Source organism: Paraburkholderia terricola (genome assembly GCF_900142195.1).
Taxonomy (GTDB): Bacteria; Pseudomonadota; Gammaproteobacteria; order Burkholderiales; family Burkholderiaceae; genus Paraburkholderia; species Paraburkholderia terricola.
Genome location: NZ_FRAB01000067.1, coordinates 1 through 26,506, shown reverse-complemented (window position 1 = coordinate 26,506; position 26,506 = coordinate 1). Strand labels below are relative to the sequence as shown.

Annotated in this window: 21 protein-coding genes and 2 pseudogenes; 15 read left to right on the top strand and 8 right to left on the bottom strand. The window is 65.6% G+C overall.

What is annotated here, in order from left to right:
* From BUE39_RS31770 to BUE39_RS31735, 8 genes and pseudogenes are all read left to right on the top strand, one after another.
* Nucleotides 1-672, top strand: a pseudogene (locus tag BUE39_RS31770) (nitrite reductase (NAD(P)H)); the annotation flags it as partial.
* A 44-nt stretch (nucleotides 673-716) separates the two neighbouring features.
* The gene (nirD, locus tag BUE39_RS31765) at nucleotides 717-1,070 is read left to right on the top strand and encodes a nitrite reductase small subunit NirD (protein WP_073432585.1); all 354 of its coding nucleotides are present in this window, start codon (nucleotides 717-719) and stop codon (nucleotides 1,068-1,070) included.
* A 55-nt stretch (nucleotides 1,071-1,125) separates the two neighbouring features.
* Nucleotides 1,126-5,352 carry a bifunctional nitrate reductase/sulfite reductase flavoprotein subunit alpha gene (locus BUE39_RS31760; RefSeq protein WP_073432584.1) on the top strand — a complete coding sequence of 1,409 codons (4,227 nt, stop codon included), beginning with the start codon at nucleotides 1,126-1,128 and terminating at the stop codon, nucleotides 5,350-5,352.
* A 241-nt stretch (nucleotides 5,353-5,593) separates the two neighbouring features.
* Nucleotides 5,594-6,961, top strand: coding sequence for an MFS transporter (locus tag BUE39_RS31755; protein ID WP_073432583.1), 1,368 nt, complete (start codon nucleotides 5,594-5,596; stop codon nucleotides 6,959-6,961).
* A 98-nt stretch (nucleotides 6,962-7,059) separates the two neighbouring features.
* Complete coding sequence (locus BUE39_RS31750; RefSeq protein WP_073432582.1) at nucleotides 7,060-7,734, top strand: type IV pili methyl-accepting chemotaxis transducer N-terminal domain-containing protein; 675 nt, start codon at nucleotides 7,060-7,062, stop codon at nucleotides 7,732-7,734.
* Nucleotides 7,735-7,855: 121 nt separating this feature from the next.
* Nucleotides 7,856-8,317 carry an SRPBCC family protein gene (locus BUE39_RS31745; protein ID WP_073432581.1) on the top strand — a complete coding sequence of 154 codons (462 nt, stop codon included), beginning with the start codon at nucleotides 7,856-7,858 and terminating at the stop codon, nucleotides 8,315-8,317.
* Between the two features lie 115 nt (nucleotides 8,318-8,432).
* Nucleotides 8,433-8,747, top strand: coding sequence for an ArsR/SmtB family transcription factor (locus BUE39_RS31740; protein WP_073432588.1), 315 nt, complete (start codon nucleotides 8,433-8,435; stop codon nucleotides 8,745-8,747).
* Nucleotides 8,748-8,983: 236 nt separating this feature from the next.
* A complete protein-coding gene (locus tag BUE39_RS31735) occupies nucleotides 8,984-12,073 on the top strand; it encodes an acetoacetate--CoA ligase (RefSeq protein WP_073432580.1) in 3,090 nt (1,029 codons plus the stop codon).
* Between the two features lie 7 nt (nucleotides 12,074-12,080).
* Here BUE39_RS31735 and BUE39_RS31730 read toward each other — a convergent pair whose 3' ends face one another.
* Entirely contained in the window at nucleotides 12,081-12,446 is a 366-nt protein-coding gene (locus BUE39_RS31730; RefSeq protein ID WP_073432579.1) for a hypothetical protein, read from the bottom strand.
* Between the two features lie 158 nt (nucleotides 12,447-12,604).
* Entirely contained in the window at nucleotides 12,605-13,435 is an 831-nt protein-coding gene (locus BUE39_RS31725) for an oxidoreductase (protein WP_073432578.1), read from the bottom strand.
* 259 nt (nucleotides 13,436-13,694) lie between these two features.
* Between BUE39_RS31725 and BUE39_RS31720 the strand changes: the two genes are divergently transcribed.
* The 4 genes from BUE39_RS31720 (at nucleotide 13,695) to BUE39_RS31705 (ending at nucleotide 16,619) form a co-directional block, all read left to right on the top strand.
* On the top strand, nucleotides 13,695-14,639 hold the full coding sequence (locus tag BUE39_RS31720; protein WP_090518880.1) for an AraC family transcriptional regulator: 945 nt from the start codon (nucleotides 13,695-13,697) through the stop codon (nucleotides 14,637-14,639).
* A gap of 154 nt (nucleotides 14,640-14,793) precedes the next feature.
* Complete coding sequence (locus BUE39_RS31715; RefSeq protein WP_073432577.1) at nucleotides 14,794-15,048, top strand: hypothetical protein; 255 nt, start codon at nucleotides 14,794-14,796, stop codon at nucleotides 15,046-15,048.
* Nucleotides 15,049-15,172: 124 nt separating this feature from the next.
* Nucleotides 15,173-15,796, top strand: a complete 624-nt coding sequence (locus tag BUE39_RS31710; protein WP_073432576.1) for a glutathione S-transferase family protein — start codon at nucleotides 15,173-15,175, stop codon at nucleotides 15,794-15,796.
* A 196-nt stretch (nucleotides 15,797-15,992) separates the two neighbouring features.
* Nucleotides 15,993-16,619 (top strand): TetR/AcrR family transcriptional regulator, encoded by a 627-nt coding sequence (locus BUE39_RS31705; RefSeq protein ID WP_073432575.1) that lies wholly within the window; start codon nucleotides 15,993-15,995, stop codon nucleotides 16,617-16,619.
* 52 nt (nucleotides 16,620-16,671) lie between these two features.
* On the opposite strand, the gene fabV is transcribed toward BUE39_RS31705, so the two are convergent.
* Entirely contained in the window at nucleotides 16,672-17,868 is a 1,197-nt protein-coding gene (fabV, locus tag BUE39_RS31700; RefSeq protein WP_073432574.1) for an enoyl-ACP reductase FabV, read from the bottom strand.
* 162 nt (nucleotides 17,869-18,030) lie between these two features.
* Here fabV and BUE39_RS31695 point away from each other — a divergent pair, with 162 nt between their 5' ends.
* Nucleotides 18,031-20,565 carry a penicillin-binding protein 1A gene (locus tag BUE39_RS31695; RefSeq protein ID WP_073432573.1) on the top strand — a complete coding sequence of 845 codons (2,535 nt, stop codon included), beginning with the start codon at nucleotides 18,031-18,033 and terminating at the stop codon, nucleotides 20,563-20,565.
* Nucleotides 20,566-20,682: 117 nt separating this feature from the next.
* Here BUE39_RS31695 and BUE39_RS34625 read toward each other — a convergent pair whose 3' ends face one another.
* Nucleotides 20,683-20,937: a hypothetical protein gene (locus tag BUE39_RS34625; RefSeq protein ID WP_143032034.1), complete on the bottom strand. Its 255-nt coding sequence runs from the start codon at nucleotides 20,935-20,937 to the stop codon at nucleotides 20,683-20,685.
* Between the two features lie 290 nt (nucleotides 20,938-21,227).
* On the opposite strand from BUE39_RS34625, the gene BUE39_RS31685 reads away from it, so the two are divergent.
* Nucleotides 21,228-21,503, top strand: a complete 276-nt coding sequence (locus BUE39_RS31685; protein ID WP_143326608.1) for a hypothetical protein — start codon at nucleotides 21,228-21,230, stop codon at nucleotides 21,501-21,503.
* Nucleotides 21,504-21,533: 30 nt separating this feature from the next.
* Here the strand turns inward: BUE39_RS31685 and BUE39_RS31680 are convergent, their stop codons facing one another.
* Complete coding sequence (locus tag BUE39_RS31680; protein WP_073432571.1) at nucleotides 21,534-21,956, bottom strand: cupin domain-containing protein; 423 nt, start codon at nucleotides 21,954-21,956, stop codon at nucleotides 21,534-21,536.
* 59 nt (nucleotides 21,957-22,015) lie between these two features.
* The gene (locus BUE39_RS31675) at nucleotides 22,016-22,453 is read right to left on the bottom strand and encodes a carboxymuconolactone decarboxylase family protein (RefSeq protein WP_073432570.1); all 438 of its coding nucleotides are present in this window, start codon (nucleotides 22,451-22,453) and stop codon (nucleotides 22,016-22,018) included.
* Nucleotides 22,454-22,820: 367 nt separating this feature from the next.
* Here BUE39_RS31675 and BUE39_RS31670 point away from each other — a divergent pair, with 367 nt between their 5' ends.
* The gene (locus BUE39_RS31670; protein ID WP_073432569.1) at nucleotides 22,821-24,455 is read left to right on the top strand and encodes a D-alanyl-D-alanine carboxypeptidase/D-alanyl-D-alanine-endopeptidase; all 1,635 of its coding nucleotides are present in this window, start codon (nucleotides 22,821-22,823) and stop codon (nucleotides 24,453-24,455) included.
* Between the two features lie 21 nt (nucleotides 24,456-24,476).
* Here the strand turns inward: BUE39_RS31670 and BUE39_RS31665 are convergent, their stop codons facing one another.
* Entirely contained in the window at nucleotides 24,477-26,132 is a 1,656-nt protein-coding gene (locus BUE39_RS31665; protein WP_073432568.1) for a D-alanyl-D-alanine carboxypeptidase/D-alanyl-D-alanine-endopeptidase, read from the bottom strand.
* 117 nt (nucleotides 26,133-26,249) lie between these two features.
* Nucleotides 26,250-26,506: pseudogene (locus tag BUE39_RS35790) on the bottom strand (IS4 family transposase); the annotation flags it as partial.

The window sequence follows — 26,506 nt, the reverse complement described above, 5'->3', positions numbered from 1 at the left end:
CATGCATACGGCAAGGCGCTGCGCACCGTGAAGTCGTGCGTGGGCTCGACGTGGTGCCGTTATGGCGTCGGCGATTCGGTGGGCCTCGCGGTCGAGCTGGAGAACCGCTACAAGGGCCTGCGCACGCCGCACAAGATCAAGTTCGGCGTGTCGGGCTGCACCCGCGAATGCGCGGAAGCGCAGGGCAAGGACGTCGGCGTGATCGCGACCGAGAAGGGCTGGAACCTCTACGTGTGCGGCAACGGCGGCATGAAGCCGCGCCACGCGGAACTGCTCGCGTCGGATCTCGATCGCGAAACGCTGGTGCGCTACATCGACCGCTTCCTGATGTTCTACGTGCGCACCGCCGATCGTCTGCAACGCACCAGCGTGTGGCGCGAGAGCCTCGAAGGCGGCCTCGACTATCTGATCGACGTGGTGGTCAACGATCACCTGGGCGTGGCGGCGGAACTGGAATCGGACATGCGGCACGTGGTCGAGACCTACGAATGCGAATGGAAGAAGGCCGTGACCGATCCTGAAACGCGCAAGCGCTTCCGCCATTTCGTCAACAGCGATCAGGCCGACAACACGGTGACGTTCGTCGAGGAGCGCGGGCAGATCCGTCCCGCGACGCCGGTCGAACGGCAAGCGAAGCTGGTGTCGATTCCCGTGGTTGTCGAGACGGTCTGATTTTTTACCCCACTCATTTTTCTCATTCACTGAGGAGTTCCGCGATGAACAACGACCGCCTGCCGCGCGCCTGGACACCGATCTGCACCCTCGACGACATCGTTCCGAACACGGGCGTCTGCGCGCTCGTCAACGGCGAACAGGTGGCGGTATTTCACGTGAACAGGCATGAGGAGGACACCGCCGTGTACGCGATCGAAAACTTCGATCCGGGCTCGCAGGCGGCGGTGCTGTCGCGCGGCCTGATCGGCAGCCTCGGCGAACGCATCGTGGTCGCCTCGCCGATCTACAAGCATCACTTCGATCTGCGCACCGGCGAATGCCTCGAATCACCGGAGTATTCCGTCAGCGCGTTCGCGACGCGGGTGGAAGACGGCCAGGTGTGGGTCGCGGTTTGAGCGTGCCGATTTCCTGTTTCCTGTTTCCTCTTTCTTTCGAACGACGCCATTTGCCATGTCCTCCACTAGCGTAAAAACCGTGTGCCCTTACTGCGGCGTTGGCTGCGGCATGGTGCTGCACGTCGAGGACGGCCAGGTCGTGAAGATCTCCGGCGACAAGGAGCATCCGGCCAACTTCGGGCGTCTGTGCACGAAGGGCCAGTCGGCGCACGTCGCGTTGCGCAAGTCGGGGCGTCTCGAAGACGCGTTCGTGCGTCATGCGCGCGACCAGGACCCCGCGCCGCTGCCGATGGCGCAGGCGATCAGCACCACGGCGGCGCGCTTGCGCGGCCTGCTCGACGAGCATGGACCGGACGCGCTGTCGTTCTACGTGTCCGGCCAGATGTCGATCGAAGCGCAGTACCTCGTCAACAAGCTCGCCAAGGGCTTCATCCGCACCAATAACATCGAGTCGAATTCGCGCCTTTGCATGGCGAGCGCGGGCAGCGGCTACAAGCTCTCGCTGGGCGCGGACGGTCCGCCGGGATCGTACGAGGACATCGACCACGCCGACCTGTTCTTCGTGATCGGCGCGAATATGGCCGACTGTCACCCGATTCTGTTCCTGCGCATGATGGATCGCGTGAAGGCGGGCGCGAAGCTGATCGTGGTCGATCCGCGCCGCAATGCGACCGCCGAGAAAGCCGACCTGTTCCTGAGGATCAAGCCGGGCACCGATCTCGCGCTGCTCAACGGCCTGCTGCATCTGCTGCACGAAAACGGCCATACGGATGCGGCTTTCATCGCCGAACACACCGAAGGCTGGGACGCGATGCCCGCGTTTCTCTCCGACTACACGCCGGAGAAAGTCGCGGACCTCACGGGTCTCGCCGCCGAGGATATTCGCCGCGCGGCGCAGATGATCGGCGCCTCGCGCGAGTGGATGAGCTGCTGGACCATGGGTCTGAATCAAAGCACGCATGGCACGTGGCACACCAACGCGATCTGCAACCTGCATCTCGCGACCGGCAAGATCTGCCGCCGCGGCAGCGGGCCGTTTTCGCTGACGGGCCAGCCGAACGCGATGGGCGGCCGCGAAATGGGCTACATGGGGCCGGGCTTGCCCGGTCAGCGCTCGGTGCTGGTCGACGAAGACCGCGCGTTTATCGAGAACCTGTGGGGCATCGCGCCCGGCACGCTCAGGACCGAAGTCGGCAACGGCACGATCGACATGTTCACGCGCATGGCCGCGGGCGACATCAAGGCGTGCTGGATCATCTGCACGAATCCGGTGGCGAGCGTGGCGAACCGGCAGAACGCGATCACCGGCTTGCGCGCCGCCGAACTGGTGATCGCGCAGGACGCGTTCCTCGACACCGAGACCAACCGCTATGCCGACGTGCTGTTGCCCGGCGCGCTGTGGGCCGAGGCGGAAGGCGTGATGATCAACTCCGAACGCAACCTCACGCTGATGCAAAAGGGCATCGAGCCGCCGGGCGCCGCGTTGCCGGACTGGCAGATCATCGCGCGCGTCGCGTGCGAAATGGGTTTCGCCGATGCGTTCACCTATGCGAGCGCCGAGGAAGTGTTCGCGGAAATCACGCGCGCGTCGAATCCGACAACCGGCTACGACTTGCGCGGCGCGAGCCATCGCCGTCTGAAGCAAACGCCGCTGCAATGGCCGCTCGCCGACGACGCGGTCGAGCGCAATCCGCTTCGCTATATCAACGACGGCGTGAGCCAGCCGTTGAAGCAATGGCCCGACGGCAGCCGTCCGCGGCTCGTGTTTCCGACCGCGAGCGGCAAGGCCAGGTTTTTCGCGCGCGCCCATGCGGCGCCCGCCGAATTGCCCGATCGCGAATTCCCGATCGTGTTGAACACGGGCCGCTTGCAGCATCAATGGCACACCATGACCAAGACCGGCAAGGTCGCGATGCTCAACAAGCTGAACCCCGGTCCGTTCGTCGAGATTCATCCCGAAGACGCGGCCGCGCTCGGCATCAAGCAGAAAGATCCGGTCGAGATTCGTTCGCGCCGTGGCCGCGCGGTGTTGCCCGCGGTCGTCAGCGAACGCGTGAGCGCGGGCAACTGCTTTGCGCCGATGCACTGGAACGACGTGTTCGGCGACGACCTGTGCATCAACGCGGTGACGAGCGACGCGATCGACCCGGTTTCGCAGCAGCCCGAACTCAAGTTCTGCGCGGTCGCGCTGAGCCCAGTGGCGCTCGATCGCGCCGAGCCGATGTCGACCGGCGACGACGAGGCGCTTGCCGAAACGTCCGCCGTCGCGATGAGCGTTGCCGGTGACATGAGCGCCGCGAGTGCCGCGCCCGCGAACGCCGTGACGGCCCGCGCCGAGGATCTGGATATGCCCCGTATCAATGCCATCACCAGCCTGCTGCAGTTGCCGCAAGTGAGCGCGCCGTCGTTCACCGAAACAGAGCGCGCCTACCTCTCGGGCTTCGTCAGCGGACTGCGTTCGGCGGAAGCGCAAGGCATCGACCAGGTGCCGGTTCTGCCGGGCAGCGCGCCGTTCGGCGCGACGAGCCGCCTCTATGTGGACGGCTTGCTCGCGGGACTCTATAGCCGTGGCGCGACGGCTGTCGCGAAGCCGGCCGCCGCACGCGCCGAGGCTCACGCGGACGCCGCGCATTCGTCGGGCGTGCGCATCGTGCGCGCGCGTCCGAAGGTGACGCTGCTGTGGGCCTCGCAAACCGGCAACACCGAATCGCTCACGGAGCGCTACGCCACGCGTTTGATGGAATCGCGCTTCGAGATTCGCACCTCGTGCATGGCCGACTATCCGCTCGCGTCGCTCGCCAAGGCGCAATACGTGCTGCTGATGACGAGCACGTTCGGCGACGGCGATCCGCCCGACAACGCGCAAAGTTTGTGGACGCAATTGAGCGCCGCGAACGCGCCGCGTCTCGACGGCGTGCGCTTTGCCGTGCTCGCGCTCGGCGACCGCAACTACGATCAATTCTGCGGCCACGGCCGCCGGCTCGACGAACGTCTCGCGGAACAGGGCGCGCTGCGTCTGATGGAGCGCGTCGATTGCGACAGCGAGTATCAGGAGAGCGCCGACGCGTGGCTCGAACGCATCATCGTGCGCATCAACGAAGAAGATGCCGCGCTGCATGCGGTGCCGCCGGGCGGCATGATCAATGCGGTGGTGCCGGGCGCGGTGCCGACCAAGACGCGCCCGGCCGCATCGCGGCTCGTCACGAACCTGCGCCTGAACAAGCCGGGCACCGCGAAGGATACGCGCTACTTCTCGCTGAGCACCGAGGGCTCCGGCCTCGAATACGAAGCGGGCGACGCGCTCGGCGTATGGCCGAGCAATTGCCCCGAGCTCGTCGACGAATTGATCGCGCTGAGCGGCCTGAGCGCGGAGGCTTCGGTGCACGTGCCGGGCGCGGGCGACCTGCGTCTTGCCGACGCGCTCGGCAAGCACTATGAGATCGCACGCCCGAATCCCGATGCGCTCGCCTTCATCGCCTCGCGCAGCAGCAACGGCGCGCTGCGCGATCTGCTGACGCCCGAGCGCAAGGCCGACCTCAAGCAATGGCTATGGGGACAGCAGCTCGCCGACGTGCTGCACGAATTTCCCGTGAGCCTCACGGCCGCCGAATTGACCGGCATGCTCAAGCGTTTGCAGCCGCGTCTGTACTCGATCGCGTCGAGCCCGAAGGCCCATCCGGGCGAGGTGCATCTGACCGTTTCCGCGGTGCGCTACAGCAATGGCCGCCGTCATCGCAAAGGCGTGTCGTCGACCTTTCTCGCCGACCGTGCGGGCGACGTGAACGTGCCGGTGTTCGTGCAGAAGTCCGCGCATTTTCGTCCTCCGCACCACGCCGACACGCCGATGATCATGGTCGGCCCCGGCACCGGCGTTGCACCGTTTCGCGGCTTTCTGCACGAGCGCCGTGCACGCGGCGACAAGGGGCGCAACTGGCTGTTCTTCGGCGAGCAACATGCGGCGAGCGACTTCTACTATCGCGACGAACTCGAAGCGCTGCGCGACAGCGGCGTGCTCACCCGGCTCGATGTCGCGTTCTCGCGCGATCAGGCGGAAAAGATCTACGTGCAGGACCGCATGCGCGAGCAGGGCGCGCAATTGTGGGCGTGGCTCGACGAGGGCGCGCACTTCTACGTATGCGGCGACGCGAGCCGCATGGCCAAGGATGTCGACGCGGCGCTCAAGCAAGTGGTCGCGCGGCACGGCGGCATGAGCGACGAGAAAGCGCTCGACTACGTGAACCGTCTCGCGCAGGAAAAGCGCTACATGCGCGACGTTTATTGACGGTTCAGCGGGCCGGCGGACTCGCGATTAAGCGGCTAAAAGACGCTTCCGAAGCGAGTTCAAAACGATTTCAAAGAGCACGCAATACAGCATCAAAAGAGGGACCCTGATGGCATGGACGTTGCATGTTCAGGCGGGTTTTCAACATCGTGATCGTTCCGGTGCGTGGCGCTCGAAACCCAATCAGTGCAATGAGCGCAACGAGCCGGATAGTGAACAATCAGTTTGACGAGGATGTCTGATGAAAAACGTGATGAGCTCCCTAAAGAGCGGAGATTGGCGCGCACTGGTAGCGTGTTTCCTCTATTTCGACACCGGCTTTACCGTGTGGGTTCTGTATGGACCGCTCGCGCCGTTCATCAGCAAGAGCATTTCGATGTCGCCCGCGCAACAGGGTTTGCTGGTTGCCGTGCCGGTATTGTCCGCGGCGATCCTGCGCGTGACGCTGGGTAATCTGTATCAATCGGCGCACGGCAAGCGCATTGCGTTGATGGGCGTGCTGCTGTCGGCGGTGCCGACCATCGTGTTGCCGCTGTTGCCGTTCGTGCCGTCGTACACGTTGCTGCTGGTGCTCGGCGTGTTCCTCGGCGTGGGCGGCGCGAGCTTCGCGGTCGCGTTGCCGATGGCCGGCAGCAACTATCCGCCGAAGGTGCAGGGCCTGGTGCTGGGTCTCGCCGCGGCCGGCAACATCGGCGCGGTGCTCGACGGCTTCATGTTCCCGCAACTGGCCACGCACTACGGCTGGCAAATGGCGACCGTCGGCGCGTTGCCGCTGCTCGCGATCTCCGGCATCACGCTGTACTTCTGGGCCAACGATGCGGGCGTGAAGTCGGGCAGCGTGCTGCGCGCGTTCGGCAGCTTCGCGATCACGCTGGTCGGTTTGATCGCGCTGGTGCTGCTCGTCGAAGCCGGCTTGTTCGGCTCGGGCAAGACCGGTGTGCTGCTGCTGCCGGTGATCGGCTCGCTGCTCGCCATCGCCGTGCTGCCCAAGCGCTATCGCGCGGTGCTGACCGAGCGCGACACGTGGGCGATCATGCTGGTGTACAGCATCACGTTCGGCGGTTTCGTCGGCATGTCGTCGTATGTGTCGCTGCTGCTGACCAACCTCTATCAACTCTCGAAGATCGACGCGGGCCTGTTCATGGCGCTGCTCGCCGCGACCGGCGCGATCGTGCGTCCGCTCGGCGGCCTGATCGCCGACCGCGTCTCCGGCGTGCGTGCGCTGACCGTGCTGCTCGCGATCATCTCGCTGTGCGACTTCGTGTTCGCCGCGGCGATGCCTTCGATGGCGGGCGGCATCACGCTGCTGGTGTGCCTGTACGTGGCCTTCGGTCTCGGCAACGGCGCGACCTTCCAACTGGTCCCGCATCGCTGGGCGGGCCGCACGGGTCTGATGTCGGGCATCGTCGGCGCGGCGGGCGGCATCGGCGGCTTCTATCTGCCGGTGGTGATGGGCATCGCGAAGGAAAGCACCGGCAGCTATCAGATGGGCTTTGCGACGTTCGGCGCGCTGGCCGCTTGCGCGTTCCTCGCGATCGTCGCGCTGCGCCGTCCGTGGATGGCGTGGTCGATGCAAACCAGCGGGATTCACGCGCACGCCACTGAGTAATTACAACCGGGCATCCGCGCCGACGAGTGTGTGTTGAACGCTCGCGCGGTGCGGATGCCGATGGCGCGACGGGCCGATCGATAAAATAAAAAACCAATATGAGCATCACGAAAGAACGGCTTCATGCGCCGCCGTCCGACACGGACGTTTCCGGCGAGGTCCTGGGCTCGTTGATCAACATGGCGGGGCGTCAACGAATGTTGTCGCAACGCATCGCGCTCAAGGCGATGCTGGCGTTCCAGCAGTTCGACGGCGCGCTCGCGATTGCACGCGACACGTTGCGCACCTTTGCCGACACCCACACGGTGCTGGTGCAAGGCCGCGACGGCTTGCCCGGACTGTTTTCTCCCGCGCTGCGCGAGGCCTTTCACGGCGGCGAGCAAGTCGCGAGAAAGATCACCGACTTCATCGCGCTGGCCTCGACGGCGATCGACGCGATCGGGCGCGCGTCGCCCGCTGCCGAAGACGCATTGAAGGCCTTGATCGGATCGGTGGACCCGCTGCTGATGCATCTGCACGCGGTGACCGCGGTCTACGAGCAGGAAAGCCGGCGCATTGCGCGGGCGCAGAAGAAAGAGCAGCGCGACCTGATCGAACGGATCAGCTCGATCGCGAAGGAAGCGCATATCGTCTCGTTCAACGGGCAGATCGTCGCGAGCCGGTCCGATGTGACCGGCCGCGAGTTCGCCGTGGTGGCCGGCGTGATGACCGGCATCACGAAGGAACTGGAAGCCGTGGTCAATGCCTTCGTGAAGAAAACCTCGGCCGCATGAGCGGTGGTCTCCCGTTCGCGTTTCCTTCAATCGTTTCCACTCGGAAACGACACAGGGAATAGGCAGGCAAGCACTTGCATATTGCGCGTCGCGCTCCTATTATGCAGGCAGGAGGCTGCCTATGACCACATCAACCGATCGCATCGAAAAGCAGATTCTGCTGAAGGCGCCGCGCTCGCGCGTCTGGGGCGCGTTGTCCAACGCCGAGGAATTCGGCGCATGGTTCGGCGTGAATTTCAGCGGCAAGCAGTTCGTCGCCGGCCAGTCCGTGCAAGGCAATATCACCTATCCGGGCTACGAGCATCTCGTCATGGACGTGACGGTGGAACGGATCGAGCCCGAACATCACCTGTCGTGGCGCTGGCATCCGGCCGCGGTCGACGTGTCGGTCGACTATTCGGTCGAGCCCACCACGCTGGTCGTGTTCGAACTGACCGAGGTCGATTCGGGCACCTTGCTGCGCGTCGTCGAATCGGGCTTCGATCAGATTCCCGCCGCGCGCCGCGACGAGGCGTTTCGTATGAATAGCGGCGGCTGGGAGCAACAGCTAGTCAATATCGAAAAGCATGTCGCCGCGGGTTAAGACGGCCGCCGCCAGGGCGGCCATGACGAAGACGAACGCGAAGGCGAATGCGAACGCCAAGGCGAACGCGAACGCCAAGGCGGTGAAGTCGAAAACGGCGAGCCTGAAGGCCGCCATGCTGAAAAGCGCCGCGCCCATTTTCGCGGCGCTCGGCGACGAGACGCGCCTGCGCCTGATCGCCGTATTGTGCGCGGGCAGCGCGATGTCGATCGCGCAACTCACCGCCGGAACCGACATCACCCGGCAGTCCGTCACGCAGCACTTGCAGGTGCTCGCCAACGCGGGCCTCGTGCGCGACGTCAAGGTCGGCCGTGAACGCTTGTGGGCGTTCGAGCCGGCTCATCTCGACGAAGCGCGGCGCGCGCTCGAAGCGATCTCGCGGCAATGGGATCATGCGTTGCTGAGCCTGAAGGCGGCAGTGGAGGAGTAGAGGCGTCCTCGCCGCCCCGCGCCTCGCGCCATGCCATTGCGTGCCGTTGGTGCGATGTCGAACAGAGCTACCACGGTGCAGTCATTAGCCTTCAGAAGTAGTAGACGAAGGCTCCGCAAGAGCTTGCCCAGGCAGCGCCGGGCAGGACTCGTCCGATTGGGGTTTTCCGTCGACGCAACGAATCATGCGAGGCGTGTCCCGGCGAGGATGGCGCGCGCTTGAAGGGGGAGCTTCTGATGGATCGCATGGATCTGGTCGGCGCCTCGTCGAGCGCCGCATCGCGCCTATCGTTCCATGAGATCCAGCCCGATCGCGCCGCGACCTCGCAGATGACGGCATTCACGCGCGCGCTCGAACGCCACACCGGGCGCAGCTTCGCGGACTATCAGGCGCTGCACGATTTCTCGGTGCGCGACTATCGGACCTTCTGGTCATTCCTGCTGCGCTGGTCGGAAGATATCGACTGGTCGGGCAGCGCCGAGCCGGCCTGCATCGGCGACGAATGCGAGTACACGCGTTTCTTTCCGCACGTGCGGCTCAATTATGCGGACGCGTTGCTGAACCTGGCGGTCGCGCCGGCGCACATGCCCGCGCTCACCGTCTGTCACGCGAACGGCCCCACGCTGCACCTGAGTCGCGGCGAATTGCGCGAGCGCGTGGCGCGGCTGGCCGACGCGCTGTCGGCGCTGGGCCTGGGCGAGGGCGACCGGGTGATCGGCGTGCTGCGCAACGACGCCGACGCGGTCGTGACCGCGCTGGCCGTCACCGCGCTGGGCGCGACGCTGTCCACCGTCGCGCCGGAAATGAGCGCCGAGACCATGCTCGAACGTTTCCAGCCGCTCGAACCGCGTTTCATGTTCGCGCACACCGCCGCGCAGCCGTTCGACATCGGCGTGCCGGTGGAGGCGAACGTCGCCGTGCTGGCCGCAGCCTTGCCGTCGCTGCAACATATCGTCGTGCTGGACGGCGGCAGCTTGCCGGACAGGGTTAAGCCCACCGTGCATGCGATGGCCGACCTGATCGCGAACGGCGACGCCGCGCGCTTCGTGTGGCGGCAGTTCCCGTTCAATGAGCCGCTTTTCATCATGTTTTCGTCGGGCACCACCGGCAAGCCTAAATGCATCGTGCACGGCGCCGGCGGCACGCTGCTGGAGCATCTGAAGGAACACCGCCTGCATAGCGATCTGCGGCCCGGCGAGCGGCTCTTCTTTCACACCAGTTGCGCGTGGATGATGTGGAACTGGCAGTTGTCGGCGCTCGCGTCGGGCGTGGAGATCGTGACTTACGACGGTCCGATTTCCACGGTCGACACGCTGTGGCGGCTCGTCGCCGACGAGCGCGCCACCGTGTTCGGCACGAGCCCCGCGTACCTGAAAATGAGCGAGGAGGCCGGGCTCGTCCCCGGCAAGCAGTTCGATCTGGGCGCGTTGCGGGCGATGCTGTCGACGGGCGCGGTGCTGTACGACGCGCAATTCGCGTGGGTGCGCGATCACGTCAAGCCCCTGCCACTGCAATCGATCTCGGGCGGCACGGACATTCTCGGCTGCTTCGTGCTGGGCAATCCGACGCTGCCCGTGTACGCGGGCGAGGCGCAATGCCGGAGCCTCGGACTCGACGTTCAGGCATGGGAGCAGGGCAAGCGCACGGACGGCGTCGGCCAGTTGGTCTGCGCGAACCCGTTCCCGTCCCGGCCGCTCGGTTTCTTCGGCGACACCGACGGCGCGCGCTTTCACGCCGCCTATTTCGCCGACAACCCCGGCGTGTGGACGCACGGCGACCTGATCGAAGTGTCGCGCGAAGGATCCGTGCGCCTGCACGGCCGCTCGGATGGCCTGCTGAACGTGCGCGGCATCAACGTCGGTCCCGGTGAGATTTATCGCATCCTCAACGACATTCCCGAGATTCACGAATCGATGGTCGTGCAGCAGCATGCGCGCGTCGCGCCGGGGGACGGTTCGAGCGCCGTGGCGAGCGAACCACGCGTGGTGTTGTTGCTGGTGTTGCGCGACGGTTGCGTGCTGAACGGCGCCCTGGCCGCGCGGGTGCGGCACGACCTCGCGCGGCGCGCGTCGCCCGCGCACGTGCCGGACCGCATCCTCGCCGTGGCCGAGTTGCCGGTCACGCACAACGGCAAGCTGTCCGAGGCGTCGGTGCGCAATGCGGTCAACGGCTTGCCCGCCGGCAATGCGGCTGCGCTGCGCAACCCGGCCTGCCTCGACGCGATTCGCCATCATCCCGCGCTGCGCCTCGCCACCCGCGAGATTCCGCCGCCGGGCGAGACGCTCGAATCGCTGGAAAAGCATGTGCAGGCGCATTGGGAGCGGCTGTTCGAGTTCGTGCCGATCGGCCGCGACGACAACTTCTTCGAGCTGGGCGGCCATTCGTTGCTCGCCGCGCGAATGCTCGCGGAGATCCATCAGACCACGGGCCGCGCGATGCCGCTGGCGACGCTGATGATCGCCCCGACGATCGCGCGCCTCGCCGCCGCCATCGACGAAAGCGCGCGGCAACCCGCGTCGTCGCCGATCCTGCTGCAAGTGCGCGCCGGCGAGGGCACGCCGATTTTTCTGGCGCACAGCGTGAGCGGTTCGGTGATGGAGTGTTTGACGCTGGTGAATGCGCTGCACAGCCGGCGTCCGGTGTATGGCTTGCAGGCGCACGGTCTGGACGGGGAGCAGCCGATGCATCGACGCGTCGAGGACATGGCCGCGAGCTACGTCGAGCAGATGCGCCGCGTGCAGCCGAGCGGACCTTACGCGATCGCGGGTTTCTCATTCGGCGGACTGGTGGCGTTCGAGATTGCGCAGCAGCTATCGCGCGCGGGCGAGCGGATCGAACTGCTGTGCTTGCTGGATACCTACGTGCACGAGCATTTTCTGCCGCTGCACGTGCGCTTGCGGCACCACTGGCGCATGGCCGGCGGGCAGTTGCGCGAACTGCGCGCGGTGCCGGCCGCCCGGCTGCCCGGTTATCTGGCCGGCAAGCTGGTGCACGCGACCGACCGGATACGCCGCCGCACCGGGCGCAGCGCGCGCCGCCCGGACCCCTTCATCGCGAGCTTGCCGCCGACGTTGCGGCGCATTCGCGAAACGATGGGCACGGCGATGCGGACGTATCGCCCTCGTCCCTATGAGGCCGGGCCGATTCTTTATCTGCGCGCGGCGATTGCGGAGCGGGAGCGGGGCGACCCGATGCCGTTATGGCGCAGCATCGCGCGCGGCGGTCTGGTGGTCGCCGAGGTGTCGGGCGGACACGGCGACATGATCGTGGAGCCGAACGTGCAGCGAGCCGCGGCCGTTCTGGATGAACGGCTGGCGAGCGCGTGAAGAGGGATCAATCGGCGATGCGCTTGTCCGCGAGGGCGCTCTGGCAGTCCGCCAACACCTGGCGGACCAGCCGGGCTTGCGGATCGAGTTCGTCGGTGTCGAGAATTTCCTCGACCGCGTCGCGCGCCCACTCCGCGTCCACGAACCTTGCGTGGCGCCTCGCGATTTCGAGCGCCAGCGCCGACAGCCTCGCGATGCTCAGCCAGTCCGCCTCCCGCGAGCGGCGGTCGAGCCACTTGTGGGCGGCCTGCACGTGGAACGCCGCGTCGGGCCAGTCTTCATTCAGGTAGTAGGCGCCGAGGCTCCCGCATGTGAGCCAGCACAACAGCTCCAAACGGTCACGTGGACTCAGATGATGGCGTACATCACTCATGGCGACGCTCGCTGCTGTAATTTGCATTCCGGTGAGGGCGGCGGGCGCCGTCCTGCGCTTGTATCCAACAATATCACGCAGAATTCACGCCCGGCAATTCGTGACGTACCCTGGCTGTTGCGCTGCGGAAAACTCGAAACGGCGAGGGCAAGGCGCGCTCACGAGAAATCGGTCGAGCGTGACAGCGCTGCCCACGTCCCGATCTCCGCGCCCAGCGCCGCCAGCTTCGCCGTGACCAACTCGACGGCGTCGTTGCCGAGCAGCAGATGCACGGGCGGATTGGGCGCCGTCACGATCTCCAGCAGCGCTTGCGCGGCTTTGCGCGGATCGCCCGCCTGCTTGCCGCTTTTCGCCTCGCGCGCCGCGCGGACCGGGTCGAATACGGCGTCGTAATCGGCGATGCTCCGGCCCGCGCGGACCATCGAGCGTCCGGCCCAATCCGTGCGGAACGAGCCGGGTGCAACCGCCGTGACCTTGACGCCGAAGCTCGCGACCTCTTTCGCCAGCGCCTCGGAGATGCCTTCGAGCGCGAACTTGCTGCCGCAGTAGTACGCGATGCCCGGCATGGTGATGAAGCCGCCCATCGACGTGATATTGACGATATGGCCCGAGCGGCGCTCGCGCATGCCGGGCAGCACGGCCTTGATCATCGCCACCGCGCCGAACACGTTGACGTCGAATTGACGGCGCAGATCGTCGAGCGGCGACTCTTCCAGCGTGCCTTCGTGCCCGTATCCCGCGTTGTTGACGAGCACGTCGAGCGCGCCGACGGTTTCGGCGAGCGTCGCGACGGCGGGGGCGATCGCGTCGAAATCCGTCACGTCGAGAACGGTGGCGTGCGCGCGCCCGGGCGCGAGCGCCTCGAACGCGTCCCGCGCCGCGCGATTCCGTACCGTGCCGGCGACCGTATGACCCGCATCGAGCGCCGCTTGCGCGAACGCGTGGCCGAAACCGGAACTGACGCCGGTGATCAGAAACGTTTTGCTCATGGTGTTGCACTCCTTTATTTCAGGTGGTGTGAAGGCGCTTTCGGGCGAAAACGCATGGCGTCGGCGGAACCCGGCCCGAGGCTGAATGGTAGGCGCGCCGGCGGCGCACGCGAATGCCGGTTCGTCTGCGGTGCTTGCCTGATCGTATGAGTGCATGGATTTTTCGGCGCGCCGGTGGCACGCTAGCGGCACGTTCCAATCCGGCTCGCAATCAGGCGCAATCCGGCGCAATCCGGCGCACTCCTCGCGCTCCTCAGACGTGATGCTCAAACACAATGATCCGGCGCGGCAACGCATGGTGGCGTTGCTCGAAAGGCTCGCGCCGCTCGAAGGCTACAACCTCACCGCGCTGCCCGACGTGCGCTTTCTGCGCTCGAACCGGCCGCTTCGCCGCACGCCCGTTCTCTACGACCCCGGCATCGTGATCGTCTGCCAGGGGCGCAAGCGGGGCTTTCTGGGCGACACGGTCTACGTGTACGACGCACAGCACTATCTGGCCGTCTCGGTGCCGGTGCCGTTTTCGATGGAGACCGAGGCGAGCGAGGCCGAGCCCTTGCTCGCCATCTATTTCCGGCTCGATTTCCAGGTCGCGGCCGAGTTGATGCTGCAACTCGGCGACAGGGCAGCCGGCGCGCCGGCCAAGCCGCGCGGCATGATGTCGACGCCGCTCGATGCGAGGCTGAGCGCCTCGGTGCTGCGTTTTCTCGAAGCGATGAGCGTGCAGCTGGAAGCCGAATTGCTCGGCCCCGCGCTGGTGCGCGAAATCTACTTTCATGTGCTGACCGGCGAGCAGGGCGGATCGATGCGCGCCGCGCTCACCGCGCAGGGGCAATTCGCGAGAATCGCCAAGGTGATCCGCAAGATTCACGCGTGCTATCGCGAACCGCTCGACGTGGAGCAACTGGCGCTGGAGGCGAACATGAGCGTGCCCACGTTTCATTCGCACTTCAAGGCGGTGACGCGCACTTCGCCGATGCAATATCTGAAGTCGACGCGGCTTCATCAGGCGCGTCTTCTGATGGTGAGGAACGAGATGACAGCGGCGCTCGCATGCGTCCAGGTGGGATACGAAAGCGCCTCGCAGTTCAGCCGCGAGTTCAAGCGTTTGTTCGGGCGCAGTCCGGTGGAAGAGGCGCAGCGGATGCGCAGGAGCTTCGCCGTTGCGCCGCCCGCGCCGGGCACGATTTTCGTGGCGTCGCATTGATGCGTCGCTGGGTGGGCGCGACGGGGCGACGTGGTGCGTCGTTTCGTTCGCTGTTTCGTTCGCTGTTTCGTCATTCCGTTGTTTTGCGCGGCCGGGAATGCGGGTTGCTGCTCGATGTCGTTGTCCGCTTAAACGCGAGCGAAGGAGAATCGCCATGCAGGAAGTCCACACCCATCGCGGCTTCGTCGTCACGGTGCTGGCCGAGGACGATCCGGCCGGCGGCTCGTCGGTCACCACGCGCATCGAACCCGGCAAGGAGCATCCGCTTCCCGACGACGGCACCGACTGGAGCGCGCCGCACCTTGCGCGCTCGCCGTATCGCGGCGCCGCCGCGATCGGCGCCGCGTTCGACGAGGCGCGCCGGCAAATCGACGCGGCGCTCGGCGACCCGGACCCGATCGAGGACTAGCTCATCGTTCGACGTTATCGTTCGACGCCGCCGCGCGCGAAACCCGCGCGGCGAACTGGCCTGGTGCGCAGCCAACCCACTGCCCCTGTGCGTTCTCGCAGGCAGGCGCTACGCTACGAGTCCCATGCTGCAAATACTCGGCAAGACCTCATCCATCAATGTCCGCAAAGTGCTGTGGACCTGCGCGGAGCTCGGGCTTCCATTCGAACAGGAAGACTGGGGCTCGGGCTTTCGTGCGACCCATGTCCCCGAATTTCTCGCGCTCAATCCCAACGGCATGGTTCCTGTCATCAAGGACGGCGAGTTCGTGCTGTGGGAATCCAATTCGATCATCCGTTATCTGGCGGGCCGCTATCACGGCGAGGCGCTTTATCCGGCCGATCCTTGTGAGCGCGCGAAGTGCGATCAATGGATCGACTGGCAGGCAAGCGAACTGAACCGCTCATGGAGCTACGCGTTTCTCGCGATGGTGCGGCGTTCTCCGGCTCATCAGGATCCGCGGGAGGTCGATGTGTCGTGGGCTAACTGGACGCGTCATATGGCGATCGTCGAGCGGCAACTCGAATTCACCGGCGCGTTCATCGCGGGGCCGTCGTTCTCGCTCGCCGATATTCCGATTGCGCTGTCGGTTAACCGTTGGCTCGAAACGCCATTGCGGCACGACGATTTTCGCGCTGTCGCGGCGTACATGGAGCGGCTCGCCACGCGCGAGGGCTTTCGCGAGTATTGCCGGAACGGCACGCCCTGAGCCGCGGATTCGAACCTGCAAACGGACGGTATAAGGGCCGCACGCACAGCGCGCGGCGCGGCGGGCTGCGGCTTTCTCCCGCGTCCATTTGTATTCGCAGCAAGCCACCGATCATCGTTCGCAATTCGCGCGCGCCGGACCCGCGCTCGGCTTTTAGAATACGAGCCATCGTTCACATTGACGCCTCGTTTTTCCCATGCCCAAATCACCCGCCGCGCAGCGCCTGAAGCCCCGCAAGTCTCCGGTTCAACAGCGTTCGGCGCGCACCGTCGAAGCCGTGCTCGAAGCGGCGGCCCGCATTCTCGAAACGCGCGGGCTGGCCGCCTGCACGACGAACGCGATCGCGGAGCGTGCCGGCGTCAGCATCGGTTCGCTCTATCAATACTTTCCGAATCGCGATGCGCTGACGGTCGCGCTGATCGAGCGCGAAACCGCGCAACTGGTGGCGGATATCGAGGCGGCGGCGCGGTTGGAGCATTCGCGCGACAGCGTGCTGGCGATGGTGCGCGCGTCGGTCGCCCATCAGATGCGCCGGCCGGTGCTCGCGCGTCTGATCGATTTCGAGGAGCGCCGCTTGCCGCTCGGCGAGCGCGAAGCGCGGCTGGCCGACCTGATTCAGGCGGCGCTCGTCGGCGCGCTCACCGTGAAGCCCGGTGCGCCCGAATTGGACGATGCGAGCCTGGTGGCGCGCGATCTGCTGGCGATCGTGCGCGGCATGATCGACGCCGCGGGCGAGCGTGACGAACGCGACGCCGCGGCGCTGGAAGCGCGCGTGATGCGCGCGGTGGACGGCTACGTGGCGCAGTCGTGCAGGGTGAACTAGCGCGCCGGGTGTGCCTGGGTGTGCCTGGCCCGCTGGTGCGCCGCGCATCACCTTACATTTGCACGAGCTTCGGGATCGGCACGTCGGGATTCACATCGGTTTCATAGTCCACGCCCGCGATCTCGAATCCGAACAGACGCAGAAAATCGGTCTTGTAGCCGCTGAAGTCGGTGAGCTGGTAGATGTTGTCGCTCGTCACCTGGCCCCACAGTTCCTGAACGCGCGCTTGCACCTCGGGATCGAGCTCCTTGTCATCCGCGCGCAGACGGCCTTCTTCATCGATGCGCGGCGCGTCGCCGTACATGCTGTCCCTGTACAGACCGTAGACCTGCTCGATGCAGCCTTCGTGCGTGCTTTTCTCCTTCATCACCTTGAAGAGCAGCGACAGATACAGCGGCATCATCGGAATCGCGGAACTGGCCTGCGTGACCACCGCCTTGAGCACCGAGACGCGCGCGTCGCCGCCGCTGGCCGCCAGTTTCTCGCGGATGCCGAGCACCTTCTGGTCGAGATCCTTCTTGGCGGCGCCGATCGAGCCGTTCCAGTAGATGTCGTGCGTGATCTTTTCGCCGAGGTAGGTGAACGCGGTGGTCTGCGCGCCGTCGGCGAGCACGCCGGCCTCGAGCAGCGCGTCGATCCACATCTGCCAGTCCTCGCCGCCCATCACCGCGACGGTGTTGTCGATCTCGGCTTGCGTGGCGGGTTCGAGAACCGTTTCCTTGACGACTTCCTTGTCGGTGTCGATGCCGCGCAGCGCGATCGCCTTGCCGACCGGCTTGAGCGTGGAGCTGAACACCTCGCCGGTTTTCGGATGCGTGCGCTTGGGCGCGGCGAGGCTGTAGACGACCAGATCGACCTGGCCGAGATCGCGCTTGATGATTTCGATGGTGCGCGCCTTGACCGCGTCGGAGAACGCGTCGCCGTTGATGCTCGTCGCGTACAGGCCTTGCGCGTGGGCGAATTTCTCGAAGGCGGCGGTGTTGTACCAGCCCGCCGTGCCCGGTTTGACTTCGCTGCCGGCGCGCTCGAAGAACACGCCGAGGGTGGCGGCGTCCGAACCGAACGCGGCGCTGATGCGCGCGGCGAGGCCGTAGCCGGTGGATGCGCCGATCACGAGCACCTTCTTCGGCCCGTTGACGATGGCGCCGCGTGCCTTGACGTAGTCGATCTGCTCCTTGACGTTGGCTTCGCAGCCGGCCGGATGAGTAGATACGCAAATGAAGCCACGCACGCGCGGTTTGATGATCATGAAGCACCTCTTGTCGGAATTGGCGACATTATAGTGGGCCTCGATTTTTGCCGGCGCGGCGCTTGGGCGGGCACGCCAGGGGTTGCAAGAACCGGCGCAAAAATCGGCTGACGGCTCGCATCTTGGTAGGATTCAGCCTTTCCAAGCAGACGGTAAGCCAGTGTGACGCGCCTGATCAACCGATTCCTACAGACCCTCGACAAAGGGCTGACCCTCGCGAACCCGCTGGTCGCCGGGACCTGGTGGCATGTGCGGCATCCCACCCGCCGCGGCGTGGCAAGGGCTTGCGCCGCGCTACCGGTGCTGCTGCTTCTCTACGTGCTGATCCTGATTCCGTTCACGCCTGGCATCGGCGACATCCGCAAGGCGAAGAGCGAGCAGCCCGCGCAAATCCTGTCGGCGGACGGCAAGCTGCTGGCCGAATTCAAGCCGTCGAACCGCGAGTGGGTCAAGCTCAAGGACATCTCGCCGAATGTGGTGAACGCGCTGATCGCCACCGAAGACCATCGCTTCTATCAGCATTTCGGGCTCGACTGGCGGCGCACGGCCTCGGCCGCGCTGCATACGTTTTCCGGCGACCGCCAGGGCGGCTCGACCATCACGCAGCAGCTCGCGCGCAATCTCTATCCCGACGAAATCGGCCGCGCGCCGACGCTGACCCGCAAGCTCAAGGAAGCGATCACGGCGTTCAAGATCGAGGCGCTCTACACCAAGGACGAAATCCTCGAAACCTACCTGAATACCGTGCCGTTTCTCTACAACGCCTACGGCATCGAGATGGCCGCGCGGACTTACTTCGACAAATCGGCTTCGGAACTGAACGTGCTGGAAAGCGCGACGCTCGCCGGCATGCTCAAGGGCAACAGCTACTACAACCCGGTGCTGAACCCCGAGCGCGCCTTGCAGCGGCGCAACACGGTGCTCGCGCAAATGGTCAAGTACGGCAAGCTCACGCCCGCCGCCTACGAGACGCTCAAGCGCCGCGCGCTGCGCATCGATTTCGAGCGGCAGACGGAGCCGCCCGGACCCGCGCCGCATTTCGCGCAGCAATTGCGCAAGTGGCTCGCGGCCTGGGCCGATCGCAACGACTACAACATCTATTCCGATGGGCTGGTGGTGCGCACCACCATCGATTCGCGCTTGCAGACGATGGCGACCCAGGCGGTGATTCTGCAGGGCAACCAGTTGCAGGGCATCGCGAACTCGGCGTGGGGCACGCGCGCCGGTTGCGCGAACGGCCGGGACCTGTTGCCAACGTTCCTGCGCGAAACGCCCGAGTATCGCGCCGCGAAAGACGCGGGCATGACCGACGAGGACGCGTTGAAGCGCTTTTCGTCCGACCATCACCTCGTGCAGGCGCTGTGCGAGAGCAAAACCCGCGTGCAGGCCGACTTTCTCGCGATGGACCCGCGCAACGGCCAGATCAAGGCGTGGGTCGGCAGCCGCGACTTCAGCCAGGACCCGTTCGATCACGTTCAGCAGGCGCGGCGTCAGCCGGGGTCGACCTTCAAGCCGTTCGTCTACGCCGCGGCCTTCGAAAGCGGCGCGAAGCCGACCGACACGCTGCCCGACAAGCCCGTGGAAATCGCGCTGGCCGGCGGCGAAATCTGGCGTCCGAGCGACGAGGACGAACCGAGCGAACGCGCCATCAGCCTGCGCGACGGCCTCGCTTTTTCGCGCAACCGCATCACCGCGCAACTGATGGAGACGGTCGGTCCGACCAAGGTCGCGAGACTGGCGCGCGCGATGGGCGTGCGCGACAGCACGCTCGATGCGGTGCCGTCGCTCGCGCTCGGCACGAGCCCCGTCACGCTGAAGGAAATGGTGTCGGCTTACGGCACGATCGCCAACCTGGGCGGCTACGTGGAGCCGGTGATGGTCACGCGCATCGAGGATCGCAACGGCGAGGTGCTGGCCGAGTTCGCGCCCGCGGCGCCCAGACAGGAACTGTCCGCCGACGCCGCGCGCACGCTCGTCGACGTGATGCGCGACGTCGTGAGCCGCGGCACGGGGTCGAGCATTCGCAGCCGCTTCGGCGTGCGCGGCGACGTCGCGGGCAAGACGGGCACGACCCAGGGCAATGCGGACGGCTGGTTCATCCTGATTCATCCGCAACTCGTGGCGGGCGCGTGGGTCGGGTTCAACGACAGCCGCGTGACCTTGCGCAGCGACTACTGGGGGCAGGGGGCGCATAGCGCGCTGCCGATCGTCGGCGATTTCTTCCAGCGCGCGCAACGCTCGAAGCTGGTCGATACTCGCGTGAGGTTCGAGACCGAGCAGGCGCCAGGCTGGTTTGCCGAGCGCACCGACCGGCTGCGGGCGTGGTTCGAGCATCTGTTCGCGGCGTCGCCGGGTCAGAGCGAGGCGCCGGTGGTGCGGCACGAGCCGGCGCGCCGTGCGCCTGGCGGGTCTGCGGCGAGTGCTGCGTTGGGTGTGTCCGGTGCTTCGGCGGCGTCCGGCGCGTCGGGTGCATCCGGTGCATTGACTGAGCCGCGCGAAGTGCCGCAACCGCCGCTGCTTTCCGCGCCGTCATCCGCGCCGAGGCCCGCGAGCGGGGCGGTCGATGGCGAGGTGCGTGGCGGCGGCGAACCGGCATTGGCGCCGACGCCCACGCCGGACGACGTGACCCCGCCCGATGCGGGCAGCCCGGCCAATGCGCTGCCGGCTGCGCCGGCAAGCGCCGGTGGTGCGCCGTGAGGTGAGACGACGCCTCGGACCGTTGCAGCACTTGCCGATGAACGTGGCTCATTCGGCTCCGCGACTTCGACTCGGTCTACGGCATTGATGCGCGACAGATGATGGATCTGTCGCCCTTCATACCCGGCTTCCGACAGCGAGCGCCTTGAAGGCCGCGGCGTTCTTCCATTCAGGGTGCATGGCCGGCTCCGCGCGCAACGCGGGTGGCGCGGGCGCGGCATCGACCGTGGTTTTCGGGGTGACGTTCGAGCCGGGCGCCTTGCAACCCGCGGCGCCCAGTGCGACGAGTGCGACGACTGCAACGCACAGCGCACTCGCCGCAACCGGACTCGCGGCGCATTTCAATCGGTTCAACGGGTAGTTCGCTCGCATGGCGACCTCCACTTTGATCATTCGATTCTATACCCGCGTGTCCCACACGACAGGCGACGCGCGCGCGATCCGACAGCGCTACGCCGACGATTGTTCAGTCGAGCGCAACAGTGTTTTCGGAGGGCGGGGCTGATCTCTCGCGCACGATTGGCGATAATTTCGAAACGAAAATCGGCTAATAGCGCAGGTGATACATGTTCAACGTTTTCTCAGCCCGCATGCCCGACAAGGACGGTGCAGCGGGCGGGCCTCGACGGCGAAGCCCGTTCTCCGACCGCTTGCGCAACCTCATGATGGCTGTGGCGCTGGGCGCTTCGCTCGCCGGATGCGCGTCCGCCACCGACGTGGTCGCCACCGACAAACCCGGCACCTATACGGTGGCCGCGAGCGCGACGGGCGGGCGGATGGCCTGGGCCCGCGCGCACGAGCACGCAGTGAGCGAGGCGCGCGACTACTGCGAGCGTCGCGGCATGCAGAGCCGTGTCATGAACGAAACGGTGAGCGGCGTGGAAGTGATGACGACGCACGCGTCCTCAGTGAATTTCGAATGTCATCCGAAGTTCTAGCGCTGTCGCCCGGCGCTCGTCGTTGCGCGTTCACTTCTTGTCGAACGTGACGAGGTTCTTGTCCTTCGTGTCGGCCACGAAGATCGCCAGCAGCTTCGCCGGTTCGGTGTCGCTCGCGTTCTCGCTGACCATGTGATGCGCGCCGGGCTTCTCGGTCCACGATTCGCCCGCGTGAAAGACGCGCTCCTCGCCGTTATCGATGCGGCTGCGAATCGCGCCCGAGAGCACATAAGCAACCACGAAAGCCTGTCCATGCCGGTGCGGCGCGGACTTGCCGCCCGGCACATACTCGACCACCAGCGCCGTCATCGTCTTGCCGGGGACGTTCGCAATCGCCTCGGCGAAAGCGGGCGTGACCGTTTCCCGCGTGGCAGGCGCATCGGCGGCGAAGGCGGGCTGCACGCTCGCCGCGAGCGAAAGAGCGGCAAGCGCGATCAGTGTGGGTAGTTTCATCGTGTGACTCCTGGACAAGCTTGGGCGAGCGTCGTGATTTCCTGTCGGTGCGCCGGCGCTCACTCGGGCAGCTTGCGGAAGCCGATCGCGAAACGGTTCCACGCGTTGATTGCCGAGATCAGCAGCGTCAGGTCGACCAGTTCCTCGTCGCTGAAATGCGGGCGCACGGCTTGCCATACCGCATCGGGCACGTGCTCGTGCGAAACCAGCGTGAGCGCTTCGGTCCATTCGAGCGCCGCGCGTTCGCGATCCGTGAAGAACGGCGTTTCGCGCCACACCACGACGGTCGCGAGACGCCGTTCGCTTTCGCCGCCCTTGCGGGCGTCCGTGGTGTGCATGTCGACGCAATAGGCGCAACCGTTGATCTGCGACGCGCGCAGACGGACCAGTTCGGTCAGCGATTTTTCGAGCGCCGATTTGCCCACCTGCTGTTCGACGCCCATCAGCGCCTTGATCGCGGCGGGGTTGGCTTTGTAGAAGTCGAGGCGTTGTTCCATGATTCACTCCTTGGGTCGGTTGGACGCATTCAGTGATGCGGTGAGTGAAGATTAGGCCCGCAGGTGGATTTATGAAATGACCGATTCCGGCGATTTTCAGGTAACCACTTGCCCTGAATTTCACGCCTGGCAGGAAGCGCGAACGATCGTGCGCGTCGCGGCTCGTCTCTCCTTTTTCGGTCAATTGCCTTTGCCTAATCGCAATGCATGCATTAACTGCATGCATCCCGCGAACTACGTTCTATAGTTGCTTAGCGAGCGTTGCCTGGCGAGAACCGAAACGCGGCACAGCGGACAGATCGCCGGCTTCGACACTTCGTGCGAGCTTTTCGAACGACAAAGACAACACCAAATCTGGAGACCTGTGATGAACGCGTCTATCGACCGGCAGTGCAAACGCTGCGCCGTGATTGCAAGCGCATTTCTGCTGGCCTCGTGCGGCGATTCGCTCGACTCGAACACGAATGTTCCCGATCCGATCACGCAGGTGATGCAAAAATCCGCGTACAAGGATGCAACGTGGTCGATGCAGGCGGTCGATCTCGACTCCGGGCGCGTGATCTACGATCTCAACTCCAGCTCGCAGATGTTCATCGCGTCGGTGCGCAAGGTCTTTTCGACCGGCAACGCGCTCAACGCGCTCGGCGCACAGCACCAGTTCGTGACGCCGGTCTATCGGCAGGGCACGGTCGCCGCGGACGGCACGCTCAACGGCAATCTGATTCTGGTGGCAAGCGGCGATCTGACGATGGGCGGCCGCGCAAACGCCGACGGCACGATCGCGCTCACCAGTTTCGACCACAACGAAGCCAACGCGCTCGGCAATGCGGTGCTGTCCGCGCTCGATCCGCTCGCCGGGTACAACTCGCTGGCGGCACAGGTGGCCGCCGCGGGCATCAAGACGATCAACGGCGATGTCGTGATCGACGACCGGCTCTTCCAGCCGTTCAACTTTCGCGACGAGTTCGAGGTGCGGCCGATCTTCGTCAACGACGACGTCGTCGATGTCTCGTTCAATCAGAGTGCGGAAGGCGCGGTCCTGCCGTTCGACTACCGTCCGAAATCGGCGGCGTTCACCGTGCAATCGACGCTGAAGACCGGCGGTGCGGCGTCGGCGCTCGACATCGAACTCGTTCCTGAGCTGCCGCCGTGCATCGGCTCGGCGAATTGCGTGGGCACGGTGAGCGGAACGGTGCCGGCGGACTTCGTGCCGCCTCTGACGGACGCGTATCCGTTGATCCGCACATTCCGCGTGACCCAGCCGTCCAACTACGCGCGCACGATTTTCATCGAGGCGCTGACGCGCGCGGGCGTGACGGTGACGGCCGCGCCCGTCGCGGCCAACCCCGCGCAGTTGCTGCCCGCGCAAGCGTCGTATGCGAGCGCGCAGCAGGTCGCGCGACTGGTGTCCGCGCCGTTCGTGCAGGACGTCCGGTACGTGAATAAAGTCAGCTACAACATCGGCGCCGACGTGAGCCTGATGCTGTTCGGCCTCGCGAAGAACGGCTCGACGACGATGGCCGCTTCGCTCGCGGCGGAGCAGAGCGAGCTGTCGTCGACATTCGGCATTTCGCCGAGCCAGTATCACTTCATCGACGGAAGCGGCGGCGGCGACACGACCGCGAACGGCATCGCCGTCGTCGCGATGCTGCGCGGCATGCGCTCGAAGCCCGACTTCGCGGCCTATGTGGATTCGATGCCCGCGCTGGGCGTCGACGGATCGCTCACGACGATTACGAACTTCGAAGCCGACGCGACGCTGGCCGGCGCGAAAGGCCGCGTGCACGCGAAGACGGGCACCTACGTCGGCGTGAACGCGTCCGCGCCGACGACGCCGATCCTGAAAGGCCAGTCGCTCGCCGGTTATATCGACGCGAAGAGCGGCCGTCGGATCGTGTTCTTTCTGACGGTGAACAATGTGCCGATCACGGGCATCCCGGACATCCTGACCGTCTTCCAGGACCAGGGCACGATCGCGGCGCTGTTGTGGAAGCTGCAATGACGCTTTACGTTGCTTGCCCGCTCAGTATTTCGCATAGACGATGCCGAGAATCCGCGCTTCGTCGTCGAACACCTCGAGCGTGTCGGTGAGCGCGGCGACGGGGCCGGCGTTGTTGACGAAGAGCGCATAGGCGAGGCGGCGTCCGCTTTTCGCGTCGATGTAGCCCGCCATGTTCATCGCGATCATCTGGCCGTTGGAGACCGTCGCGCCGCTCTTCACGAGAATATGCTGCTTGCCTTCCACGTCGTTGCCGATGGCCGCGAGGGAACCGTCGACGCCGAGAATCGGCAGCGCGTTCCGATACGCCGCCTGGATCGGCCGGCGGCTCATCGTGGTCAGCAGCGTCGCCGTCGTGCGGGCCGTCGCGCGGCTGTCGGGCGTGCCGCTGCCATTGCTCGGAAAGTCGAAGCCCGCACCGTCGAGGCCGAGCGTGCCCGTCAGATACTTGCGCTCGGTGGAGAGCGCGTCACCCACGGTTCTGACGCCTTGCGCAAGACCCTGATACATCAGGCTCAGGTTTGCGCCCGTGTTCAGGCTCACCTTCAGGATCAGTTTCGAGAGCTCCGAATAGGGTAGGGACGTGAAGCTCGCGACCTGTGTGGCGGCCGAGTAGGTTTGCGCCGAGGGCAAACGGGCCGACGCGTTGCGCTGCACGGCGGGCGCCGACACCGTCACGCCGGCCCGCGCCAATGCATCGATGAATGCCGTGCGGGCAAAGGAAGGCGGATCCTCGACGCGCAGATTGCTCACGTACAGAGGGTTGCCGACAAGCGGCGACACGTAGCCGAGAGAAATCGACGCCGGCGAGCCGAGGCCGGCCTCGCCCGACACGGTTGCCGTGCAGCCGGGCGCAGCCAGACAACTGAGCGGCCCTGCATCGAACGCGTCGCCGGATACGACGATGTCCGCCGCGCCCACTGCGCCGCCCCCGCTTTGCGCCGCCGTCGTGATGGTGGTGCCCTGCAGGGTCATCGCGCTGGTGCGTGGCCGCCAGTCGAGCGCGCCGGGCTGTCCCGCGCTCGCGCCCGGAGCCAGCGTCACGTCGATCAGATTTTCGTTGACGAGTATCGGCGAGATCAGCACGTTGCCGTTCGGCACGCGAAACGCATCGAACAGACGGTCATCGACGATGACATCGCCGCTGACGGCCGTGATGCCGGACGCTCGAACCTGCGCGGCCAGATCGTTCAGCGCGGTCAGCGGATCTTCGGGCGTCAGGATTGCGCCGTTAAAGCCGCGCGCCTCGTTGTGGTCGAAGTCGGTGAAATCGATGGTGCCGTCGGGTTTTTGCCGTCCGCCGAACGTCAGGTCGCCGGACGCTTTGAGGATCAGGTCGCCGGTCAGCTTGCCGGACGCGTCGAGTGTGCCGTTCCGGTAGACGGGCGTTTGAAAGCGATGGTCCGCGCCGAGCAGGTCGAGCGCCGTGCCCACCGAGTACAGCTTGCGCACCGAGCCCGTCAGGAACAGGGTGTCCGGTTGCAGCGAGTCGAGCACCTGGCCCGTGCTCGCGTCCATGACCACCATCGACCATTGTGATTTCGCGCTCGTGTAGCGCGGCTTGTTCATGATCTGCGCGATGGGATCGACCGGAGGAACGACCGAGAGGTCGCTGCCGCAACCGGCGACGAGCGCGCAGGCGACCACCAACGCCAGAATTGGCGGGAACTGTGCGCGCATGGGTATTCCTGTCGATCGTGATGGGGAAGCTTCAGCTTAGGATGGTGGTGGGGGAATGGAAAGCGTGGGGCGTGGGGGTGGGTGCGGTGCAATGCTCTCAACTTAAGCCCCGCTGCATCAAGCGAGTTTGTACGCGAGATGGAAGTGGGGCTTGGCTTTTCTGGGTGGTCTTGGATAGGAGCGTGAGGGCTGTATCCGGCATCGGGTCTGGTGGATCATTTCCAGCACACCGGCGAGGCCGTCCAGACAGCGCTGGATGCGCAGAAGACACGCGCCGAGGATGGGCTTGAGTGCGCCCAGTGCATACACCCGGTTAGGACGGCTGGCATGTCTGTCGTCGTGCGGCGCATCGAGATCGCTGAGCAGTGTGCACA